The sequence below is a fragment of the Achromobacter spanius genome (assembly GCF_002812705.1).
Classification (GTDB): domain Bacteria; phylum Pseudomonadota; class Gammaproteobacteria; order Burkholderiales; family Burkholderiaceae_B; genus Achromobacter; species Achromobacter spanius.
Window position 1 is genome coordinate 4,659,998 of sequence record NZ_CP025030.1, and the last position, 19,754, is coordinate 4,679,751.

General features: G+C 55.9%; 17 protein-coding genes. 12 read left to right on the forward strand and 5 right to left on the reverse strand.

All coding sequences use genetic code 11. The features are described 5' to 3' along the window. The first annotated feature begins 3 nt into the window (after nt 1–3). The 7 genes from CVS48_RS21040 (at nt 4) to CVS48_RS21070 (ending at nt 8,267) form a co-directional block, all read left to right on the forward strand. Nucleotides 4–1,356 carry an acyl-CoA thioesterase/bile acid-CoA:amino acid N-acyltransferase family protein gene (locus CVS48_RS21040; RefSeq protein ID WP_100856136.1) on the forward strand — a complete coding sequence of 451 codons (1,353 nt, stop codon included), beginning with the start codon at nt 4–6 and terminating at the stop codon, nt 1,354–1,356. A 24-nt stretch (nt 1,357–1,380) separates the two neighbouring features. Continuing rightward, a complete protein-coding gene (locus CVS48_RS21045; protein WP_100856137.1) occupies nt 1,381–2,556 on the forward strand; it encodes a CMD domain protein in 1,176 nt (391 codons plus the stop codon). A gap of 105 nt (nt 2,557–2,661) precedes the next feature. After that, nucleotides 2,662–3,525 (forward strand): class I SAM-dependent methyltransferase, encoded by an 864-nt coding sequence (locus CVS48_RS21050; RefSeq protein WP_100856138.1) that lies wholly within the window; start codon nt 2,662–2,664, stop codon nt 3,523–3,525. Nucleotides 3,526–3,801: 276 nt separating this feature from the next. Then, entirely contained in the window at nt 3,802–4,113 is a 312-nt protein-coding gene (locus CVS48_RS21055; protein ID WP_100856139.1) for a hypothetical protein, read from the forward strand. 430 nt (nt 4,114–4,543) lie between these two features. Next, nucleotides 4,544–5,401: a GIY-YIG nuclease family protein gene (locus CVS48_RS21060; RefSeq protein WP_100856140.1), complete on the forward strand. Its 858-nt coding sequence runs from the start codon at nt 4,544–4,546 to the stop codon at nt 5,399–5,401. 656 nt (nt 5,402–6,057) lie between these two features. After that, on the forward strand, nt 6,058–7,347 hold the full coding sequence (locus tag CVS48_RS21065) for an AAA family ATPase (protein WP_100856141.1): 1,290 nt from the start codon (nt 6,058–6,060) through the stop codon (nt 7,345–7,347). After that, a complete protein-coding gene (locus CVS48_RS21070; RefSeq protein ID WP_157814472.1) occupies nt 7,344–8,267 on the forward strand; it encodes a DUF4435 domain-containing protein in 924 nt (307 codons plus the stop codon). The genes CVS48_RS21065 and CVS48_RS21070 overlap by 4 nt, the downstream gene beginning before the upstream one ends. Nucleotides 8,268–8,517: 250 nt before the next feature. On the opposite strand, the gene CVS48_RS21075 is transcribed toward CVS48_RS21070, so the two are convergent. The 5 genes from CVS48_RS21075 to CVS48_RS21095 form a co-directional block, all read right to left on the reverse strand. Further along, on the reverse strand, nt 8,518–10,695 hold the full coding sequence (locus CVS48_RS21075; protein WP_100856143.1) for a DEAD/DEAH box helicase: 2,178 nt from the start codon (nt 10,693–10,695) through the stop codon (nt 8,518–8,520). Then, nucleotides 10,688–12,295: a dsDNA nuclease domain-containing protein gene (locus tag CVS48_RS21080; protein WP_100856144.1), complete on the reverse strand. Its 1,608-nt coding sequence runs from the start codon at nt 12,293–12,295 to the stop codon at nt 10,688–10,690. Before CVS48_RS21080 ends, CVS48_RS21075 begins: the two co-directional genes overlap by 8 nt. A gap of 289 nt (nt 12,296–12,584) precedes the next feature. Continuing rightward, nucleotides 12,585–13,856, reverse strand: a complete 1,272-nt coding sequence (locus CVS48_RS21085; RefSeq protein ID WP_100853290.1) for an IS256 family transposase — start codon at nt 13,854–13,856, stop codon at nt 12,585–12,587. A gap of 99 nt (nt 13,857–13,955) precedes the next feature. Continuing rightward, nucleotides 13,956–14,744: an IclR family transcriptional regulator gene (locus CVS48_RS21090; protein ID WP_100856145.1), complete on the reverse strand. Its 789-nt coding sequence runs from the start codon at nt 14,742–14,744 to the stop codon at nt 13,956–13,958. Then, nucleotides 14,741–15,373, reverse strand: coding sequence for a flavin reductase family protein (locus CVS48_RS21095; RefSeq protein ID WP_100856146.1), 633 nt, complete (start codon nt 15,371–15,373; stop codon nt 14,741–14,743). The genes CVS48_RS21090 and CVS48_RS21095 overlap by 4 nt, the downstream gene beginning before the upstream one ends. 248 nt (nt 15,374–15,621) lie before the next feature. Here CVS48_RS21095 and CVS48_RS21100 point away from each other — a divergent pair, with 248 nt between their 5' ends. The 5 genes from CVS48_RS21100 to hpaH all read left to right on the forward strand — a co-directional run bounded on the left by CVS48_RS21100 (nt 15,622) and on the right by hpaH (nt 19,744). After that, on the forward strand, nt 15,622–16,590 hold the full coding sequence (locus tag CVS48_RS21100; RefSeq protein WP_100856147.1) for a Bug family tripartite tricarboxylate transporter substrate binding protein: 969 nt from the start codon (nt 15,622–15,624) through the stop codon (nt 16,588–16,590). A gap of 136 nt (nt 16,591–16,726) precedes the next feature. Then, nucleotides 16,727–17,107, forward strand: a complete 381-nt coding sequence (locus CVS48_RS21105; RefSeq protein WP_100856148.1) for a RidA family protein — start codon at nt 16,727–16,729, stop codon at nt 17,105–17,107. A gap of 27 nt (nt 17,108–17,134) precedes the next feature. After that, nucleotides 17,135–18,082: an amidohydrolase family protein gene (locus CVS48_RS21110; protein ID WP_419191472.1), complete on the forward strand. Its 948-nt coding sequence runs from the start codon at nt 17,135–17,137 to the stop codon at nt 18,080–18,082. Further along, complete coding sequence (locus CVS48_RS21115; protein WP_100856149.1) at nt 18,079–18,948, forward strand: fumarylacetoacetate hydrolase family protein; 870 nt, start codon at nt 18,079–18,081, stop codon at nt 18,946–18,948. The genes CVS48_RS21110 and CVS48_RS21115 overlap by 4 nt, the downstream gene beginning before the upstream one ends. 13 nt (nt 18,949–18,961) lie before the next feature. Beyond that, the gene (gene hpaH / locus CVS48_RS21120) at nt 18,962–19,744 is read left to right on the forward strand and encodes a 2-oxo-hept-4-ene-1,7-dioate hydratase (protein ID WP_100856150.1); all 783 of its coding nucleotides are present in this window, start codon (nt 18,962–18,964) and stop codon (nt 19,742–19,744) included. The last annotated feature ends 10 nt before the right edge of the window (nt 19,745–19,754 follow it).

The following is a 19,754-nucleotide window of genomic DNA, read 5'->3' on the forward strand; positions in this document are numbered from 1 at the left end:
GCCATGGCGCCGACCCTGACCATCACCCCCGCGGACGCCTTGATCGACGTGCCGCGCCAGATCCGGGTGGAACACGTTGCCCCCGGCCAAACGGTGCATATCACCGCGCGCACCCGCCGCAACGGCGTGCTGTGGCAAGCCCAGGCCGCCTACACGGCGGGCGAAGACGGCGCCGTCGACCTGACCCGCGACGCGCCTGTCTCGGGCGACTACACCGGTTTGTCGCCGATGGGCTTGATCTGGTCGCAAGCCCCCGTGGATTCGCCCAGCCGCGAACACTTCAACCACCCGGTGACCGATGCCTTGGTTACCGACGTGGTTGCGCGTGTGGCTGGGGTTGAAGCCGGCATGCAGGCACAAGCCACGTTCACGCAACGCTTGGCGCTGGACGGCGTCACCCGCCACGAGGTCCGCGAAGAAGGTCTGGTCGGCACGCTGTACCTGCCGGCCGGCAGCAAGCCCGGTTCGCACCCCGCCGTCATGATCCTGAACGGCTCGGGCGGCGGCATCAACGAACCGCGCGCGGCGCTGTACGCATCGCGCGGCTACGCCGCCTTTGCGCTGGCGTACTTCAAGGCACCCGGCCTGTCCGACTACATCTCGAACACCCCGCTGGAATACTTCCAGACCGGCCTGCGCTGGCTGCGCAAAAAGGTTCAACCCAAGCACGACTTTGTCGCCATCAGCGGCCAGTCGCGCGGCGGTGAACTGGTGCTGCTGCTGGGCGCAACCTTCCCCAAGGAAGTGTCCGCCGTCGTCGCCTACGTACCCGGCGCCGTCGTCCACAGCGGCCAGAACGCCTGCGACCCCAAGATCGGCCGCGAAGGCCCCACCTGGTTGCTGGGCGGCAAGCCCATCCCCCACGTCTGGGAGAACAACCGCACCGCCACCTGGGCCCCGTTTGACGAAGGCCCATCGCCGCATCGTCACGAGAAAGCCATCCTGACCGCACTGCAAGACCCCGACGCCGTCGCCCGCGCCCGCATTCGCGTGGAAGACATCGAAGGCCCGGTCATGTTGCTGTCCGGCACCGACGATGGATCATGGCCGTCCAGCCTGTATTCGAAGATGGTGCAGGACAAACTGGTCGAGGTGAAACACCCCTACCCCGTCGAATGGCTCGACTACGAAAACGGCGGCCACTCGATCCTGTTCCCGTACGTGCCCACCACCCAGCTCGTCTACGCTCACCCCGTGTCGGGCAAGATCAGCACCAGCGGCGGGAATCCAAAAGACAACGCACGCGCCGACCAGGAATCGTGGGAAGGCGTGAAGAAGTTTTTGGACGCGGCGGTGAAAGCGCGGGCGGCTTCGGCTGCCGCCCATTCCGCAAGCACTTCCGGCAACGCCGGCTGATCAGACACCAAGGAGAACATCCCCATGGCACAACAACCCATCGTCTATGACGCCGTCAATGATCTGGTCGACAAGCTCGTCGGCCTGACGCCCGGCAGCAAAACTTTTGAGGTCCGCCACCAACGCGAAAAAGTCGCCGCCGCCACGCAAGGCAGCTACGACGCCCTGTTCGACCCGGCACTGCCCGGCCTGTCGCTGGCCGAACGCCTGCTGGTCGCGCTGTACGCCACCCGCATCAGCCTGTCGCCGCTGCTGGCCTCGCACTACCGCGCCCGCCTGGCGGAAACGGACGCAGCCCCCGCCGACATCGCCGTCGCAGAATCCGGCAAGCCGTCAGACGCCTCCACCCCGCGCCTGGCTGCCGTGCTGGAATTCACGCGCAAGCTGATCGAAAACCCCGTCGAAGGCGACGAAGCCGCACTGAAGACCCTGCCCGCAGCCGGCGTCACCACGCCTGCGGTGGTCACCCTGTCGCAACTGATCGCCTTCCTGTCGTACCAGACCCGTCTGGTCGCAGGCTTGATCGCGATGAAAGACCTGGAAGGCCAAGCCCCCCGGGCCGCCGCCGTCCCGCCCGCGCCCTTCGAGCCCAACACCGCCGCCACCGAACCCGGCGCCGTCATCAAGGCCCACGGCTTCACCAACGAAGTGCTGGAGTGGAAGGCATGGCTCGACGTCGTCAACGTCGACACCGCCACCCCGGAACAAGTCGCCGTCCTGGAAGAAAGCCACCCCAAGGCCAAGGTCTCGGACTACTACCTGTTCCTGGTCCACCAACCGGAAATTCTGCGCCAGCGCTCCACCGCCTTCAACGCCATCATGTACGCCCCAGGCGGCCTGTCGCGCGCCGAACGCGAGCTGGGCTCCACGGTCGTCTCGCGTGTGAACGGCTGCGTGTACTGCGCATCCGTCCACGCGCAGCGCTTCGAACAACTGGCCAAGCGTAATGAAGTGATTGCGCAAGTGTTCGAAGACCCCTACACCGCCGGCACCACGGCGCGAGAACTGGCGATTGCCCAGTTCTCGATCCAGATCACCGAAGCCCAGGCCGACGTCAACGCCAACAGCATCCAGGCATTGAAGGATGCAGGCTTGAGCGAAGGCGAAGTGCTGGACCTGCTGCACTCGGACGCGATCTTCGCCTGGGCAAATCGTTTGATGCTGAACCTGGGCGAACCGGTTTTGGCCACCGTAGGCTAAGACCCGCTTTACCGCCGCCCTGTGGGCGCGCCAGCGTTTTCGTTAAACTGACGCTTTCCGCGCCACTACGCGCCCCGCCACTAGCGGGGCGCTTTGCCTTCCCCCATGTCAGAAAAAACCCACGACATCCGCCCCGGCCAGTCCGTCGAACTGCTAAAAGCCCTGCACATCCTGACCCGCGACGGCAAGATGAACCAGGACAGCCGCCGTAAATTGAAGCAGGTCTATCACCTGTTTCAGTTCATCGAGCCGTTGCTAAAGGACGTCCAACAAGAACGCGGCGCCGTCACGCTCGCGGATCACGGGGCTGGCAAGTCGTATCTGGGGTTCATTCTGTATGACTTGTTTTTCAAGGAACAGAAGGATGCCGTCGGGAATGGGTCCCATATTTATGGGATTGAGACTCGTGAGGAATTGGTGAAGTCGTCAGAAGAACTGGCGAAGCGGCTCGGGTTTGGCGGGATGTCGTTCTTGAATCTCTCTGTGGCGGAGTCGATCACGTCGGATAAGTTGCCGGCGACGATTGATGTGGTGACTGCGTTGCACGCTTGTAATACCGCGACCGATGACGCGATTCACTTTGCGTTGGAGAAGAAGGCGAAGTACATCGTGGTTGTGCCTTGCTGCCAGGCGGAGGTGGCGTCGGTGCTAAGGAAGAATAAAGGCAAGGCGCTGGCTGATCCGCTGGCAGAGATTTGGCGGCATCCGCTGCATACGCGGGAATTTGGAAGCCAGATTACGAATGTGCTGCGGTGCTTGCAGCTGGAAGCGCATGGGTATCAGGTTAGCGTGACGGAGCTGGTCGGATGGGAGCATTCGATGAAGAATGAGCTGATCGTGGCGCAGTATAAGAATCTGCCGACCCGGAAGCCTGCGGAGAGGTTGACTGAGATGTTGGAAAGGATTGGGTTGCAGGAGTTGAAGGATCGGTTTTTTGTGCCGGTGGCTGGGGCAGCCGTCGCTGAGTAGGTATTTGCTTGGCTGCTTTTGCATGAGCCAGAGATAAATTTAGCTGGTGGCGGGCCGCCGCTGGTCCTTCCCTGATCAGTAGTCTGCGATTGCGCTTGCCTTAGAGAAAGCGTGATCAATTTGGCACGGAACCGCATCGCGTCCGTCGCCTATCGGGGCATAGTCGCCCCGTGGTCCAAAGGATCGCCCGGGTTGACAGCCGGAAAGACAGAACACGTGGCCGCTGCAATGGCGGCCTCCTTTCTTTCATCGCGTCAATAACACCGGAGCGCCGATATGAGCGACCACCCTTTTACTTATGACCGTTGGGCCACCCCGGATGATCCGGAGTTTGGTGTTGTGCGGGTTGATGATTTGCGGAAGATTGAGCGGGCTTGCTTGGGGATTTGGGCTATTGCAAGGATTGTGGGGAATAGTGCGAATGAGCCTGAGGCTACTGGGGCAAGGCCGTTGGATGCTTGGGTGGTGTCGAATTTGATGGGGGGTGTGGAGAGTCTATGCGATCAGATTGCTGATGAAGTGGCACACATGATGGATGGAGAGCCGTTGGATCCTTTATTTGCAAAAGAAACGACTGCAACTCACTAGCATAGCCATCCGTGCAAGCGCCGGAGCCACTGCCGATAAGTCCGCCCAAGAATAAGGGTGCCCGAAACTTGCGCTTATCAAAGACGCCTGCAATCTTGATCCTCTAGATGGCCGCGGGATCGAGTTTTGTGAGCTCTGCAAGGAGTGAAAGCGGCCATGGAATTGCCGGTTCACTTACAACAACGATGAATGAAAGCGTGCGGCTGAATGCGAAACGCGAACGAGGGGATTACGTTCCGCGCCAGCCACGCTGGCAAAACACTTGCCTACCGGTCGCTCGCCCGCTCTTGGTATTTGGATAACTATCACCAGCGCTCTAAATTTCGCTGGGAACTTGCCGATAACAAGAATGTTGACGCACGGACGATTCCATAAGAACCGAATAGAAGTGCTTTCGACGACCCCAATCCGCAAATGACGAGGAAATTCTATGGATGCACAGCGCCTTATAAACGCGCTCAAGCGAAAACTGGCCGCTCAAAACACCCAGGAACTCGGAAAGCTATTGGGACTCAGTCAGGCAAACTTCCGCGACTGGGAGTCAAATGGGCTCACCGAGGAAAAATTGGCGCGTGCGATCGTAAAATCGATGCGTTTCAGCGAGCAGAGCGAGCGGATCAAGATAGCGGGAGAGGCAATTGCCAGTCTTCGAGGAAAACTTGATGTCGGTACGAATGGGCGATTCAGTCAAGAATTGGGAATTTCGGTTGGGACGGTAAACAACTGGCTAAAGTATGGGCTGACAGGCAGGAAACTTGCGGATGGACTTCTGAAGTCAAGACAGCGCGCGGTGAAGTCGGCGCATGAATGCGCAATTATGCCGGTCGTCGAGTATTTTCAACTATCCGCCCATCGAAGATCATCTAACGGAGTTGCCGAGCTGTTTCCAACGCGTGCTCCGGACAGCACTAAGGCGTTGCTTGGTCTCAAAAGCGTTCTCGAAAATAGTCATGGAATCTACGTGTTCTACGATTCCAGGGGGCGGGCGTTATATGTGGGCAAGGCGCAACGCCAGAGCCTGTGGAAGGAAATGAACCTAGCCTTTAACCGGGATCGTGACACGACCCAACGCGTATACCGTGTCCAGCATCCGGAACGCGGGGATTTCAAGACATCAGATGAATATGCTCGACAGGTTAAGCTTACGAGACGCCATTTGAGCCACCTCGCCACCTACTTTTCTGCCTACAAGGTGGACGATGCACTAATCAACGAATTAGAGGCCTTGCTCGTCCGTAGCTTCGCAAACGACCTTCTCAACGTTAAGATGGAACGCTTCGGGAAGTGAAAGGACGCCTTACTCCGCATGAAGACGCGGCGCTTCGATCAAATGAACGTTCATACTTAAGCAGAAAACGGAAGGCCATGGTCAGGACACGAGCAAACAAGATGGATGAGCCCAACCAAAGTGACGTACCAACTGGACTTTGCGTGCATTGGAGGTGGAGAGTGAAGGTGGAACTCACCGAGTTCAAGTGCTGAAACAAGAGACCAAAAAAACAACGGTCAGCAGGTTTGGGAAACATGCGGCAATGCCCTGGTACTCATGAAGCTTGATGGAAGGCTCGATTTTAGATCAACAGATAGAGATCCGAGTGCTGTGGGCTTAATTTTCCCCGCACGGGGACCGCAGCGTTCTGAGAATATTATGCAATTCTCCCCAATCCAAAAATTTTAAGGCTCCCGAGATAGGCCTTCGAAATCTAAGTATCAGCCTGCAATTTCCAGCTCACGATCGTATATTGGAGCCAGCCTTCTATTTGCGGTCACTCACCGCAAAATTAACGTTTTGACTATTTTAATAACCACTAGCACAGAACTGGTAGCGGCGAACCCGGCCCTCACATCATCAGGATCGCCACCAAAAAAAAGCACCTTCAGCCATAATAGATAAATTAATAAAATAAATATACTAATGACGAGCCATAAAGCAGGGAGTTACGAATGCGTATAGAGAGTTTTGAGATAGCGGGCTTCAAATCCGCAGGCCGCAATGCCAGAGTACTATTCTCCCCGGAGAGCGTTACTGTTATATACGGAGATAATGGCTGCGGAAAAACGACTTTTCTTAAAGCAATAAATTCGTTCTTAGCACAAGATGAAGCCGGACTAGCAAGTTTGGAAATTGATTCGATTATTTGCGTGGTCAGTGAAAATGACAACCGGCACACTGTTACAGTGGAGAAGCAAGATAACGGCTATGGGTGGAACGGCTTCGAATCGAGTCCGCTGGCATCTTCAACGTCTCTCTCGCTAGGAGTCGAGCGTGGTGTCAGCACCCAAGTAATGAAGATAGAACCAGAAGTGCTGGCCGATTTTTTTGCTCATTTCAAGTACGCCTCTTTGTTCACTGAGGAGAAACAGCTATCGGCTCACTCACACAGACGACGCTTGTTTGAAATGGCAACGGAACTTTCGCTATTTTTGCGACGCAGACAAGCAACCAGGCATCGAAATAGACGTCCAGAAATAGATGTCGATAAGGCCCATCTATATTTACAAAGTATAAAGATAGAAAATATTGAAGAACTATTGCTGCGACGCTACCGAGTAGCAAGATTTACGGCAACAAAGAAGATTCAAAGCGCACTATTCGACACTTTGGCGATCGCAGTTGACATTGAGAACAAACCTAGCCAACGCGGTAGTGAATCTAAGGAAGACTTTTCTTCTCGACTCCTAGAAAGTCGAGAGAGAATTAAAGAGGCTCTCGATGACGGCGAAGACAACAATTTCAAAAATAGCATTATTAGCATTCTTAATTCGATCGAACGCCAAGAAGAACTAAACAAAGTCCTTGAGCACTCCTTGCTCAGCCAGCTATTTAGGAACATGATCGACGAATTGGAAGTGGAAAAGCTGGTACTCAGCTCCATAAATATTCTCGTGGAGAGGTTTAACAAATATCTAATCGAGGACAAGAAACTCGTCGTTAACGGCACAGAAGTCTATATTGAGATTGACGGGAACAAACATTCATTAGACGACCTCTCAAGCGGAGAGCGACACATCCTGACTTTTCTTGTCCTAGTGCTATTTGAAGGCCAAAACCGACATTTCCTTATCATCGACGAGCCGGAAATATCTCTTAATATAAAATGGCAGCGGGAACTAATGTCTATTTTTTCCGAACTTTTGCCGAACACACAAATCATCGCGGCTTCACATTCACCCGCTTTAGCCAAGCGCAATCCCCAGTTCTTGTCGCAGTTGGCCGTGTGGAGGGCCAAATGACGGGCATGTTCTATGAAGTAGATGAAATACTTAACGAGTCAATTATGACCGGCGTGCCTTCCGTAATAGTCGAAGGCATAGACGACATTAACATCTACATAGATTTAGCGACACACTTGCCGTTTAACCTTGAAGTGTATGCAGTGGAGCACATTGAAGGGTTCGGCCAGGGCTGTGATCAAGTAATCAATGCGATTAATGCGTTAGAAGCTCTTCCAGAGACTGCCCTGGGAGTTCACGCGCATGTATTGGGCATCGTCGATAAAGATGTGCGCGATTTCAGAGGAGAGATTCCAGCATCCTCTTCATTATTAGTATTGAAATACTATTCGATCGAAAGTCACTTCATCTCAAAGTCGGTCATTGAGAACCTGCTCCGCCTATGTACCAAAGCATCTCGACCAATGATCACCGACGAGATCGTAGCTCAAATTATGTCGGAAATCGACCTTAAGCTTCTCGATCTTTACTACCACTCCCTGGAAGCACTTCGCAATGCTATTCAAAAAAATTATCCGGCTGCATTCGCATATTCCTATACACCGGGAAGACTCAAGGATCCGATAGCAAAAGAAATGATTAATAGCAAGAAGCATGAACTTGACCAATTTGCGAATAGCTTGAATCTGGGTCGAACCATCGACGCTGTAAAATCTATAGCGCGCGGAAAATGGCTGATCGATGTTTTTTCCGAAGAGCTAGTTGGCTGTATAAAACGGCTACAAGGTCTTTGCAAGGAAGAACGTATACGCAGTTGCTCATCGTGTGTAACCACGGCTTACGAAAAATGTCTTTATCGAATAAAAGAAGGGATTCAACCAAACACCGTCAGAAGCCTAGCATTAACACACGCGATTGGAGAAGAGTTTGATTACATAATCGAACGGATGTCGCAACTTCAACCCTCCCCCCCTTGTTAACTGTCATCGCTTTGGCGGAGTGCGCGCTGGAACACTGACAAAGAACCGACTGCGACGGAATTCAAACACGAGCCATATCGGATCGCATATTCATATACGAAATGTGGCCCGATAGTTCTGTTTTAGAAGCGTAAGGCTACAAACAAATAAACCGCTCATTATAAAATCGCAGTCTAAACCTATTTTTTTCAGCGGCCAAGGTGTTCAGAGCAGTTGGTATTAAGTAGATGTTCTCATGTAGCTAATACATTTAGACGATCGGAGGCCCTATCGCTCTAGTGATAAAATGCCGATCCATCTCAGTAAGGCTAAGCAGAGTGTTTGCTCGCACAGAAAGATATTCGATTGCGCTGTCTAAATTGGCATCGGCAGGAAGAGGGAAGTTGTCATGCAGCTTTTGGAGAGTTTGGATAGGAATCCCCATTTCCTCCAGACCAGCCCATGCCGCACCAAGATGGTAGTTCTCAAATAGGCTACGGACGTGGGCATAAGACACGGCACTTCCATCACTCCTGCGCTCAGCGACCTCAGTAGTAAGATCCTCTAGTAAGCTAAGCGCCTTGGGGACAGTGTAACTAAAAAGTCGATTTACTATTTTCAGCTCGTCGTTAATTTTAACTGACAACTGCTCGTCGCCTTCACATGAAACTACCGCTCGGTCAATCTGTTTCCTGAAATATTCTTCAAAACTGTTTGCGAAGAGATATGCCACGATCTTGGCATGCACGACATCTTTACTGCTCAAAAGGCCCAGATGCCGCAGCGTAGTCGACGAAACTTCATACAGAAAATTCGTGAAGACTACAGAGAATCCTGAGTTTGGAATAGAATTAAAAAGAAGAGAATTGAATTCGTTCACCGATAGCTGCGAAACGAAGTCAAATGCGTCTTTTATCATAGAAAATGAGAATGACGCATTTTTTCTAATCAAGTCTTCATCCACTGGTGAAGAAGATGTCTCTTCATCGAATCGGGCCTGAGAATAATCTGTCAAATGTTCGGGTTGCAACGCGGCCAACAGGCTAATCGGGGTATTTTCATCTTGGGTCCCGAGAGGAATTTCCACTTCGAACGGTTCATCACCCTTTGGAATTTCCTCCATACAGTAGACGTTACCAACATAGTGAACGCCCATGCGCCCCGCTCGCCCTCTGATGTTTCCATGCGTAAAGCGGTCCACTCCGAAGTTGCCTTGGCGGTTGTCGTAGATAATGACATTCTTCGCCACCGTGTTGACACCTTCAATTATTGTCGAAGTGCATATCAAGTATGGCAATTGTCCGTCATTGAACCTATCGATTGTGTATTGCTGTATCGCTCGCGGTAGCCCCCCAAAGTGTAATCCGATGCCGTTCACATACGCTTGAACGTAGTCCCATGCGGAGTGGTAGCAGCTCTTTAGCCAGTCTGAATATTGGTCACTCAGCCTTAAACCAATGCCGCGGCTGATCAGCAGCTTCGAAAGCTTTCCCGCCGCAGAAGCTGATCTGCAGTAAATAATGGTTGGTCCGGAAATCGATTGCAGTAGAGTGAGAAGCCTCTCGTTCTTTTTGTCAATATCGTTCGCCCTGATATTGAAGTGCTGAACGTTAAGCGCAACTGTATTATAGTCAGTCGGAACGAACGTGTAATTAATATTGACGCTAGACAGTCCAGTGATTCCACTGATGAACGGCCCGGTCATAAAGAACTGGCTTGATCCCTTTAGCAGCTTGCTTAACGCTGAGTTCAAAGCGTTTACTCTCTCGTCCTCGGCACTTAGTGAACCATCCTTTCGCTTAGTAAAAGCAAGCTTGTAAAACTCATCCAGGACAAAAAGATCTATGCCCTGCATGTCGTCGCGATCGTTCACCCGCTCCTGGGTCAGGACGTAAATTGCATGATCGGAAACCAGGGGTTGCGACCCGTGGTGAATGATTTGGAAGGCATGTCCAAAGCGTTCTCTGAGGCGACGGCGTGTCTCATCGACCAGTGCCACTGTGGGCAACACGATCACAACTTTTTTAAAGCGGTCAGACGCAAGCAGCGAATCAACAATCGCGCTCTTTCCCATGCTTGTAGGCGCACTAAGAATTACGTTTCGGCCGTGAATCAAAAGCTCATATATTTTGAACTGCATTGAGTGAAAAATGTACTCCTGCGAAAAGGGCGTTTGATACGCCTGCAGCAATAGCTCCTCACTCAGTGAGTGGTCTGTAAATTCTTTCCTCAGATAGGGATATAGACCCGCTTTTCGGACCAAATGGCGCAACAGTGGCAAGACAAGATTAAACTTCTCTTTTTGATCTAACGCTCTGATTACAAGCTCACGGCCATGACTTTTGGATTTAGGATTTGAGAGCAGCGAATCTGCCCATTTCAGGTATTGAAACGGTGAAAAATCGACTTTCCGAAGCATTAAGAGCGCAAGTTCGTAGATCTCACGCACAGTACTTCTCCAATTCGTCCTGCACCGAACTCAGTAGCGTATTGAGATTAGGAACCGGATAGAAGTAAACGTCGATATTTATCTGATCAAAATTGGTTTTATCTAGGTCTGCGGCGAAATGGGAAAGCAATTGGTTTGTCTGATCTATGAGAGCGCCTTCATGGCCACGGGTTTCCGGCTCTGTGAGGAGCGTGGAGTTGTAGCCGAAGAACAGGAGAAACCGGTAGCGTTTTGAATACTGGTCAAACGCCTTGGTGGTATCTAGAATCTCGTCGATATCATGTTTAAGAAGATACGAATCTTCTTTGATTTCAAGAATCCTGTCTCGCGTGGGATCAATATTTCCCGCAACATCTCGGTACAACATTTCGCGGAGATCTTCGAGACATGTTGAAAGATCGGTTCCGGCATACACATGGCTGAAGCCAATCCAAAGCTCGTTTTCCTTAGTGCCGCGCTGAACAATATGAACGTTATTTAGGATTCGCACACCGACTGGATGGTCAACATATAGCGCCGCCGGGATCGGCTGACTCAGGTGATTCGAACGGATAGCTGCGTGTAGAAGAAGGTTCCCGACGAACTCTTCCAACCCCTTCAGCGACGTTGATAGTCGCTCTTTAAGTCGTTGAAACTTCTGCTTAGTAGAGAGATTTGCTATATCGGCAATTTCCTGCGGGAGGAGAAGTACTTCCTCCACCCAGGTGCATAGACTTTCAGCAATGTACTTGTACCGGTAAGATTTAAGGCTGTAACTTTGATATAGGAGCTTTCCGCTGCGACACGTTCTTCCGGTCGGAAGCGTTATATGGCTTAACACTTCCAAAACGGGTCGCGTCTTCTTGACAGCATAGATCTTTGAATGTGCGTATGACTTCTTTTCGTAGAATAAAATCTCTTCTCTAAACCAGGCCAGGAGATTTTCTCGGTGATATGTTTTATCGTCTTCACAATAAATTCGACGAGAAAGCGCACTCTTTCTAGTCAGCGTGATCAAAATACTTCCCAGAATTGCTTCCGCTATCCGATCCGACGTCAATGGTACGCCTACTATCTCAAGCGCAGCATTACGAAGATTCTTCAAGGCCAGCAACTCGGCCTCTCGCAGCGACGGGATTACTTCCCACCACACTAGATCAACCCATTGGGCGACCGAATTGCCTTTCGGGGCAACGTAGTCTTTCAACTTGGCATTAAGGGCTTTAACCAGCGCATCCCGCCCTTCTTTTGAAGAACGGCTTGACCTATCAGTTCTCAGGTAGTCCAACGCTTTCGTGGGATTTTCCGCGGAGATAATTCTAAACCTATGTTCGCCAGTAACCTTCCCAACTTGTTTCATCTGTTTGTGAACGAGCGAGGTTTTCGCCCCATCAGTGTTGGCGCTGATAGCAGAGATAGTCCAACTCCTGTCTTCGGCGCCTTTGACTTGCACAAACTCGATAACGTCATTCCAGCCAACATCAATATCATCGACTACTTCACAGCGCACGAAGCGCATATGCTTGTCCATTAACATCTCTGTTGTAAGTAAGGCGGCTACATAATCCTGATAGACAAACCCGTATTTGGCCGCCACTCCTCCCGCATTGCTAGAGTCCATTCTTCTATTCCGAGCCACATTTATCGCAGTCTATTTCACTTGAAGCGAAGTGTCCATTCGTGAGAATTGTTTGAACATTTTTCCCAAGGTTTTCTGTGTATATATACAGTTATAGGAGGTTGCGCAGTCAGTTGGAAAGTGAGAACTTCAATAGACATGCTCAGCACTGGCAGCTGCGCGCGTTGTATGTCCATTGCTGTTCGGCTCTTGAACTTTCAGGGAGCTATAGGCCTGCACAAAAAAATCCGGGCCTGTCCGTATTTTTGTGGGCGAGGCGTTTTAAAAGTTGTTATCCCCGCACCGCAGTAAACCGTTCACCGAACAGGATAGCAAACTGGTTCATGGCGGCTTTCCAGTCGAAGGTCGCCCTGACGGACTTGGCCAGCACATTGCGTAGCGCCAGCCATAGGAGCTTGATGGCGGCCTCATCGTTGGGGAAGTGCCCCCGCGCCTTGATGATCTTGCGCAACTGCATGTTCAAACTTTCAATGGCGTTTGTGGTGTAAATCACGCGTCTGATGTCTGGCGGAAAGACGAAGAACGGCGTGACGTTCTCCCAGGCCCGCTGCCAGGCCTGGACGATCGTTGGGTACTTGATCCCCCAGGGTCCATCGGCGAACGTTTGCAGCGCCTGCTCGGCCGCTTGTTCGCTGGCGGCAGCGTAGATCGGACGCAGGGCAGCGGCCACTGCCTTGCGGTCTTTCCATCCCGCGTAATCCAGGCTGTTGCGGATCAGATGCACGATGCAGGTCTGTACCGTCGTGCGCGGGAAGGCTGCGCCAATAGCATCGGCCAGGCCCTTCAGGCCGTCGACGACCGCGATCAGGATGTCCTGGCAGCCACGGGTCTTCAGGTCATTGAAGACCTTGAGCCAGAACTTGGCCCCTTCGGTCTGCTCAACCCATAGGCCCAGCACGTCGCGCTGGCCGTCGGCCTGCACGCCCAGCGCCAGATACACCGCCTTGTTGCTGACCCCGCCGTCGTCACGGATCTTGACCCGCAACGCATCGAAGAACACCACCGGGTACATCGCCTCCAGTGGCCGGTTCTGCCAGGCGATGGTTTCGGTCATGACCTCGTCGGTGACCGAGCTGATGAAGTCAGGCGAGACCTCGGTGCCGTAGCTCTCGGCCAGGAACGCCTGGATCTCGCGCACGCTCATGCCCCGGGCGTACATGGCAATGATCCGGTCATCGAACCCGGTGAAGCGCCGCTCGTGCTTGGGGATCAGGATCGGCGCGAAGGAGCCGTCCCGGTCGCGCGGCAGTTCCACGCGCACCGGGCCATGCTCGGTCAGCACCGTCTTGCCACTGGCGCCGTTGCGCTCGTTGGCCTGGCCTTCGGGCTTGTCCTCGCCTGGCCGATATCCCAGATGCAAATTCATCTCTGCGGCCATCGTCCGCTCGATCACGGCCTTCTGGAACGACAGGAACAGGTCTTGAACCTCGCTGGGCGTCATCGGTCCCTTGACCAGATGATCCAGCAACTCGGCCGGCACTTCAGGCAGCGGCCCACGGGCCGCCGCCTGAGCAGCTGCTGTGCGTCTCTTCTTCATCGGCATATCCATGGTCTTTGGTCCTCATGATATGCCTCGCACACAAAATCACGGATAGGTCCAAAAATCCTGACAGTCCCAGCCGTGCTGTCAGGCGGAATTTCTTCATCTCCCCTCCACCCGCCCCCACCTCCCCGCAATCCCCCCCGCCGCCGCCTTCATCCTCTCCACCACCATCCCAAATCTCTCCACGCCCAACCTCTCCGCCATCGCCGTCACCGTAATCGCTCCCAAGGCCACCCCTCCCTCCGTCAACACCGGCACCGCCACCGCACTAGTCCCCGGCATCAGCCCGGCCGGCGCATGCGCAATCCCCTCCCTTCGCGCCACCTCAACCCGCGCAATCACATCCTCCACTCGCTCCCCCATCACCTCCAGCCTGGCCGCATTCCCTCGCACCAACTCCACACTCTCCTCCCTTCCCAAACTCGCCAACAACGCGACCCCCGACACGCCGACTCCCAGCGGCCGTCTAACCCCCACCTCAATCGACAGCACCTGTATCGGATGCCTGCCCGTCCGCCGTCCAATACATATCGAATCGTGCCCATGTCGAATACTCAAGAACACCGTATCCCCCACCTGATCCGCCAGCTCGCTCATATACGGGTCCGCCAGCGTCAACAGCGGAAACCGCCGCGTCCGAGCCAGTCCCAGCAAACTGATCTCCTGCCCGATCAAATACCTTCTCGTTTCTAAATCCTGTTCAACCGCGCCCTCTTGCACCAAGGTCTTCAGCAAGCGATGCACGGTCGGCCGGTTCAAACCAGACATCCGTTCCAAATCCACCAGCCTCACCCCCCGCTCTTGTCCGCACGCAATCAGCCGCAGCAGCGCTAAGGCCCTGCGTACCGTCTGCGCGCCGGATGCGCTTTTATCTTCTGATTCGCTCACGTGGCCGCCGGTTTGATAATGGATTTGGGCGTTTGCTGAATACCGCGCTTGGTGACGATGGGGCCTAGCGATGCGTAGTTGGGGCCGCCGATCCGGCAGATGGGGCGTAGTAATGCCGTATCGATCTTGCCGTCTTGCAGCAGGCCATCGCGTATATGGAACATCACGACTTCGCCCACGAAGAACTCGGCGCCGGTGTCGCCAAACGGGGTCACGCTATGAAAGCGGCATTCCAGGCTGATGGGCGCGGCGGCAAGTCTGGGGGTGTCGATAACGGCGCCGGGAAGCACGCTTAAGCCCAGCACGTCGACTTCGCTGACTTCGGGCGGGTGTTCTTGGGCGCTGTCGTGCAGGGGATCAAGCAGGGTTTCGTCGCCGACGTTGACGACGAAGTGGCGGTTGGCCAGGATGTTTTCGGCGGTGTCTTTGCGTTTGCCGGCTTTGCGGCCGATGTTCACGCCGATCATGGGGGGTTTGTTTGAGACGAAGGTGTAGCAGCTGAACGGCGCCAGGTTGACGCCGCCGTGGGCGTTGACGCTGCTGATCCAGGCGATGGGCCGTGGCACGACGATGCCGCTCATCAGGCGGTAGGTTTGTTCGGGGTTCAGGTCGCTGGCGGGAAAGTGCATGATGGGTGTGGCTCCGTAGTCCGGATATTGAACATTCAACAATGAATAAAACCGCGTGCGCAATAGGCGCCCAGGGTAATTCTCCGGTGAAACAAGGTCCCACCAGAAGTCGCCCGCAAAGCAACCTGCGAAAAGAGTCCAATATCCGGAACTTTTCTTGAAATTCGGATTGTTCAGCGGCGCGGGAATTTCTAGAGTGTCGTCAAACACAACAAACAAAACGTGATGACACGACCAGGAGACAAACCATGACTCGCAATACCCTTCGCGCCTGCGCCACGGTGGCGCTGACCGTACTGACTTCCATGGCGCATGCCGCGTGGCCCGAGAAACCCGTGAAGATCGTGGTGCCCTATCCGCCGGGCGGCAATGTGGATGTGGCGGCGCGGATGATTGCGCCCGGCTTGCAGGCGGCGTTTGGGCAGCCGTTTATTGTCGAGAACAAGCCGGGTGCGGGCGGCATGATTGCCGGCGAGCAGGTGGCGCGGTCCGAGCCCGATGGCTACACCTTGTTCATGGCGGCGAACGGGCCGCTGTTGTTCTCGCCGCTGATTTTCAAGCGGGATGCGTACAAGTGGGACCGGGACTTTGCGCCGATCAGTTCGGTGTCGTACACGCCGCTGGTGTTGCAGGTGAAGCCGAGCGTGCCGGCGAAGACGCTGGCGGAATTGCTGGCGTTGGCGAAGAAAGAGCCGGGCAAGCTGAACATGGCGTCTCCGGGTGCGGGGACCACGAATCATCTGGTCAGCGAGCTGTTGCAGTCGTTGACGGGCGCGCGCTGGACGACGGCGCAGTACAAGGGCAACGCGCCGGCCACGACCGATCTGTTGGGAGGGCAGGTGGACTTCAATTTCGATCAGATTTCGGTGGCGCTGCCGTATGTGAAGGAAGGCCGCTTGCGCGCGTTGGCGGTGACGACGGCTAAGCGCGTGCCGTCGATGCCGGACGTGCCGACGTTTGCGGAAGCGGGTGTGCAGGGCATGGAGGCGGCCACGTTTACCGGGCTGCTTGCGCCGAAGGGCACGCCGCCGGATGTGCTGAAACAGTTGAGCGAGGCGCTGACCAAGATTCTGGCGCAGCCGACGATTATCAAGCGATTTGATGACCTGGGTGCCGAGGCGCGTGGCAGTTCGCCCGAGGAATTTACGCGCTATCTGGCGGCGGAAGACGCGCGCTGGACGCCGATCATCAAGCGTGCGGGCATCACGGCGAACTAAGGCCGGAGCACAGCCGCCAGACCACAGCCTGACCTGACCCGCCAGCAGCCACGCCCTGACAACCGAACGCATCGCGGCCTTGCCTGGTCATGGCTGCGATGCCGCCCCAACCCCCTTCTTTCCACACGGAACCGCCATGAGCAGACGCAGCATTTACGCCGAAGGCTTCAGCCACAAGAACCCCATTCCGGCCGCGTGCCGGATTGGGCCGATGCTGTATTCGGGCAGCATCCAGGGCACCGACCCCGCCACGGGCGCGTATGGCGCGACGTTGGAACGCCAGTGCGAACTGATGTTCGACCACGTGCGGCGCATTGTGGAAGCGGGCGGCGGCACGCTGGATCACATCGCGAAGATGACGGTGTGGATGCGCGACCGCAGCCAGCGCGCGGCGCTGAATGCGGTGTGGTTGCAAGCGTTTCCGGATGCGGAGAACCGCCCGGCGCGGCACACGATGCAGGCCGATCTGGATGGCGACAAGCTGATCGAATGCGATTTTGTAGCCGTGATTGGGTGAGGGAGACAGATGATGACTCAAAGCCAAATGACTCAAAGCCAACCTTCGCAGAATCAGTCCGTGCAGAATCCAGCGGCGCAGACGCAAGCGCCGCAACATTCCCCTTCGCAGTACCAACCCTTCAATCCCCGCCCCACTGCGCCCGCTACCCGGCTGCCGGCTAAGGCCTGCGATAGCCAGTTTCACGTATTCGGCTCCGCAGACCGTTACCCCGTGCGCCCCGGCGCGGCGTACGAGATGCCCAGCGCCACCATCGAGACCGCGCTGGGCCTGCACCGCCTGCTGGGCATCGAGCGCGGCGTGATCGTGCAGGCTACGACCTATGGCGCGGACCATCAGGTGGTGCTGGACGGCCTGACCGCCGCCGGCCCGTCGTATCGCGGTTGCGCGAATGCGGTGGTGCTGGCCGAGCGTGACGACGCCTACATTCAGAAGCTGCACGATGCGGGCGTGCGCGGGGCGCGGTTCACGCGACAGGGATTGGGTATCAGCATGGCGCCGGCTGTGTTTGACCGCGCCATCGCTCGCATTCGTGAACTGGGTTGGTACGCCAAGTTTCAGCCAGAGCCCGACGGCATGATGGCGCAGGCGGCGCAGTTTGAACGGCTGGATATTCCGGTGCTGCTGGATCACATGGGGCGTGCCGATCCCACTACGGGCGCGGCAGATCCGACTCGGCAGTTGTTGGAGTCGTTGCTACGTCGCGGCAACTTCTGGGTGATGTTGTCGTTGACGGAAAAAATCTCACGCAGCGGCCCCCCTTGGGACGACGTGACGCCGCTTGCGCAAGCGCTGATCGCCGCTAACCCCGACCGCGTGGTGTGGGGCAGCGACTGGCCACACCCCGTCTCCACCAAACCCACGCCTGACGAGGGCCAGTTGGTGGACCAGTTGGCGCGCTATGCGGGCGACGCCGCGACGCTTAAGAAAATTCTGGTGGACAACCCCGCCCGCTTGTTTGGATTCGACGAATGAAACTGCTGACTTATAGGCATGAAGGCCGCACGCACTTTGGCGCGCTGCGTGGCCAGGACCAGATCGTGGCCTTGGATGGACATGGCCATGGTTATGACAGCCTGCGCGCTGCGCTGGAAGCCGATGCCCTGCCCGCGCTGGCCAAATTGGCCGACAAGCTTCCCGCCACGCACAAGCTAAATGAGGTGCGGCTGTTGCCGCCGATTCCTTCGCCAGAAAAAATCATCTGCGTGGGCGTGAACTACGGCAAGCGCAACGAGGAATATAAAGACGGCAGCGCGCCGCCCGCCTACCCCAGCGTGTTTCCGCGCTTTCCGGGTTCGTTCGTGGGTCATGGCGAACCCTTGCTGCGCCCCCCGGAATCCGAGCAACTGGATTACGAAGGCGAGATCGCCATCATCATCGGCAAGGCCGGCCGCCGCATCGCCACCGAGGACGCCTGGAGCCACGTCGCGGGCCTGACCTGCCTGAACGAAGGCACGGTGCGCGACTGGATCAAGCACGGCAAGTTCAACGTAACGCAGGGCAAGAACTTTGACGCCAGCGGGTCGATGGGGCCGTGGATGGTGACAGCCGATGAATTCGACCCCGCCGCGCCGTTGACGGTGACGACGCGCGTCAACGGCGAACTGCGGCAGCAAGACGCCACCGACAACCTGATGTTCCCGTTCGCGGAACTGATCCGCTACATCTCCATCTGGACCACGCTGCAACCCGGCGATGTGATCTCTACCGGCACGCCCATCGGCGCGGGCGTGCGCTTCACGCCGCCGCGCTTCTTGAAGCCGGGCGATGTGGTCGAGGTGGAAGTGGCCGGCATCGGCGTGTTGTCCAACCCCGTGGCCGACGAAGCCGCCGCGCATTGATCAGGAGCCTTCCATGCTTAACGACGAAGACCGCGCCCGCGCGGCCAGCCTGCTGCTTGAAGCCGAGCGCAGCGGCGTGCCCACCACGCAGCTGGACCAGGCGTTTCCCGGCATCGAGATTGCGGATGCGTACGCCATCCAGCAACGCAATATCGACCAGAAGATTGCCGACGGCGCCAAGCTGCGCGGCCACAAGATCGGCCTGACGTCCAAGGCCATGCAAAGCACCGTGGGTATCGATGAGCCGGACTACGGCCATTTGCTGGACACGATGTTCTATCAGGATGGGCAGACCATTCCCACCGACAAGCTGATCGTGCCGCGCGTGGAGGTGGAGCTGGCTTTCGTGCTGGGCAAGCCGCTGCAAGGCCCCGACGTGAGCCTGTTCGATGTGTTGGATGCCACGGATTACGTGGTGCCGGCGCTGGAACTGATTGACGGTCGCAGCAAGTACCCACGGCGCATCGTGGACAACATTGCCGACAACGCTGCGTGCGCCGGCATCGTGCTGGGCGGTCGCCCGGTGCGGCCGATGGATATTGATCTACGCTGGGTCGGCGCCCTGCTTCTTAAAAATGGTGTGATCGAAGAATCGGGCGTGTCGGCGGCGGTGCTGGGGCATCCGGCGTTGGGTATTGCGTGGCTGGCGAACAAGCTTGCCCAGCACGGCGCCGGGCTGGAAGCCGGGCACATCGTGCTGGCGGGATCTTTCACGCGCACCGTTGCGGTGAAGCGCGGCGATACGCTGCATGCCGATTACGGCAAGCTGGGCAGCATCTCGGTGCATTTCTCATAAGGCGGCGCGC

Excerpts from the sequence above, each read along its gene's own strand:
- CVS48_RS21100 (WP_100856147.1), top strand. The coding sequence starts at position 15,622 with ATGACTCGCAATACCCTTCGCGCCTGCGCCACGGTGGCGCTGACCGTA.
- CVS48_RS21070 (WP_157814472.1), top strand. The coding sequence starts at position 7,344 with ATGACGGGCATGTTCTATGAAGTAGATGAAATACTTAACGAGTCAATT.
- CVS48_RS21105 (WP_100856148.1), top strand. The coding sequence starts at position 16,727 with ATGAGCAGACGCAGCATTTACGCCGAAGGCTTCAGCCACAAGAACCCC.
- CVS48_RS21110 (WP_419191472.1), top strand. The coding sequence starts at position 17,135 with ATGACTCAAAGCCAACCTTCGCAGAATCAGTCCGTGCAGAATCCAGCG.
- CVS48_RS21080 (WP_100856144.1), bottom strand. The coding sequence starts at position 12,295 with ATGGACTCTAGCAATGCGGGAGGAGTGGCGGCCAAATACGGGTTTGTC.
- CVS48_RS21045 (WP_100856137.1), top strand. The coding sequence starts at position 1,381 with ATGGCACAACAACCCATCGTCTATGACGCCGTCAATGATCTGGTCGAC.
- CVS48_RS21085 (WP_100853290.1), bottom strand. The coding sequence starts at position 13,856 with ATGCCGATGAAGAAGAGACGCACAGCAGCTGCTCAGGCGGCGGCCCGT.
- CVS48_RS21115 (WP_100856149.1), top strand. The coding sequence starts at position 18,079 with ATGAAACTGCTGACTTATAGGCATGAAGGCCGCACGCACTTTGGCGCG.
- hpaH (WP_100856150.1), top strand. The coding sequence starts at position 18,962 with ATGCTTAACGACGAAGACCGCGCCCGCGCGGCCAGCCTGCTGCTTGAA.
- CVS48_RS21040 (WP_100856136.1), top strand. The coding sequence starts at position 4 with ATGGCGCCGACCCTGACCATCACCCCCGCGGACGCCTTGATCGACGTG.
- CVS48_RS21055 (WP_100856139.1), top strand. The coding sequence starts at position 3,802 with ATGAGCGACCACCCTTTTACTTATGACCGTTGGGCCACCCCGGATGAT.
- CVS48_RS21065 (WP_100856141.1), top strand. The coding sequence starts at position 6,058 with ATGCGTATAGAGAGTTTTGAGATAGCGGGCTTCAAATCCGCAGGCCGC.
- CVS48_RS21060 (WP_100856140.1), top strand. The coding sequence starts at position 4,544 with ATGGATGCACAGCGCCTTATAAACGCGCTCAAGCGAAAACTGGCCGCT.
- CVS48_RS21095 (WP_100856146.1), bottom strand. The coding sequence starts at position 15,373 with ATGCACTTTCCCGCCAGCGACCTGAACCCCGAACAAACCTACCGCCTG.
- CVS48_RS21050 (WP_100856138.1), top strand. The coding sequence starts at position 2,662 with ATGTCAGAAAAAACCCACGACATCCGCCCCGGCCAGTCCGTCGAACTG.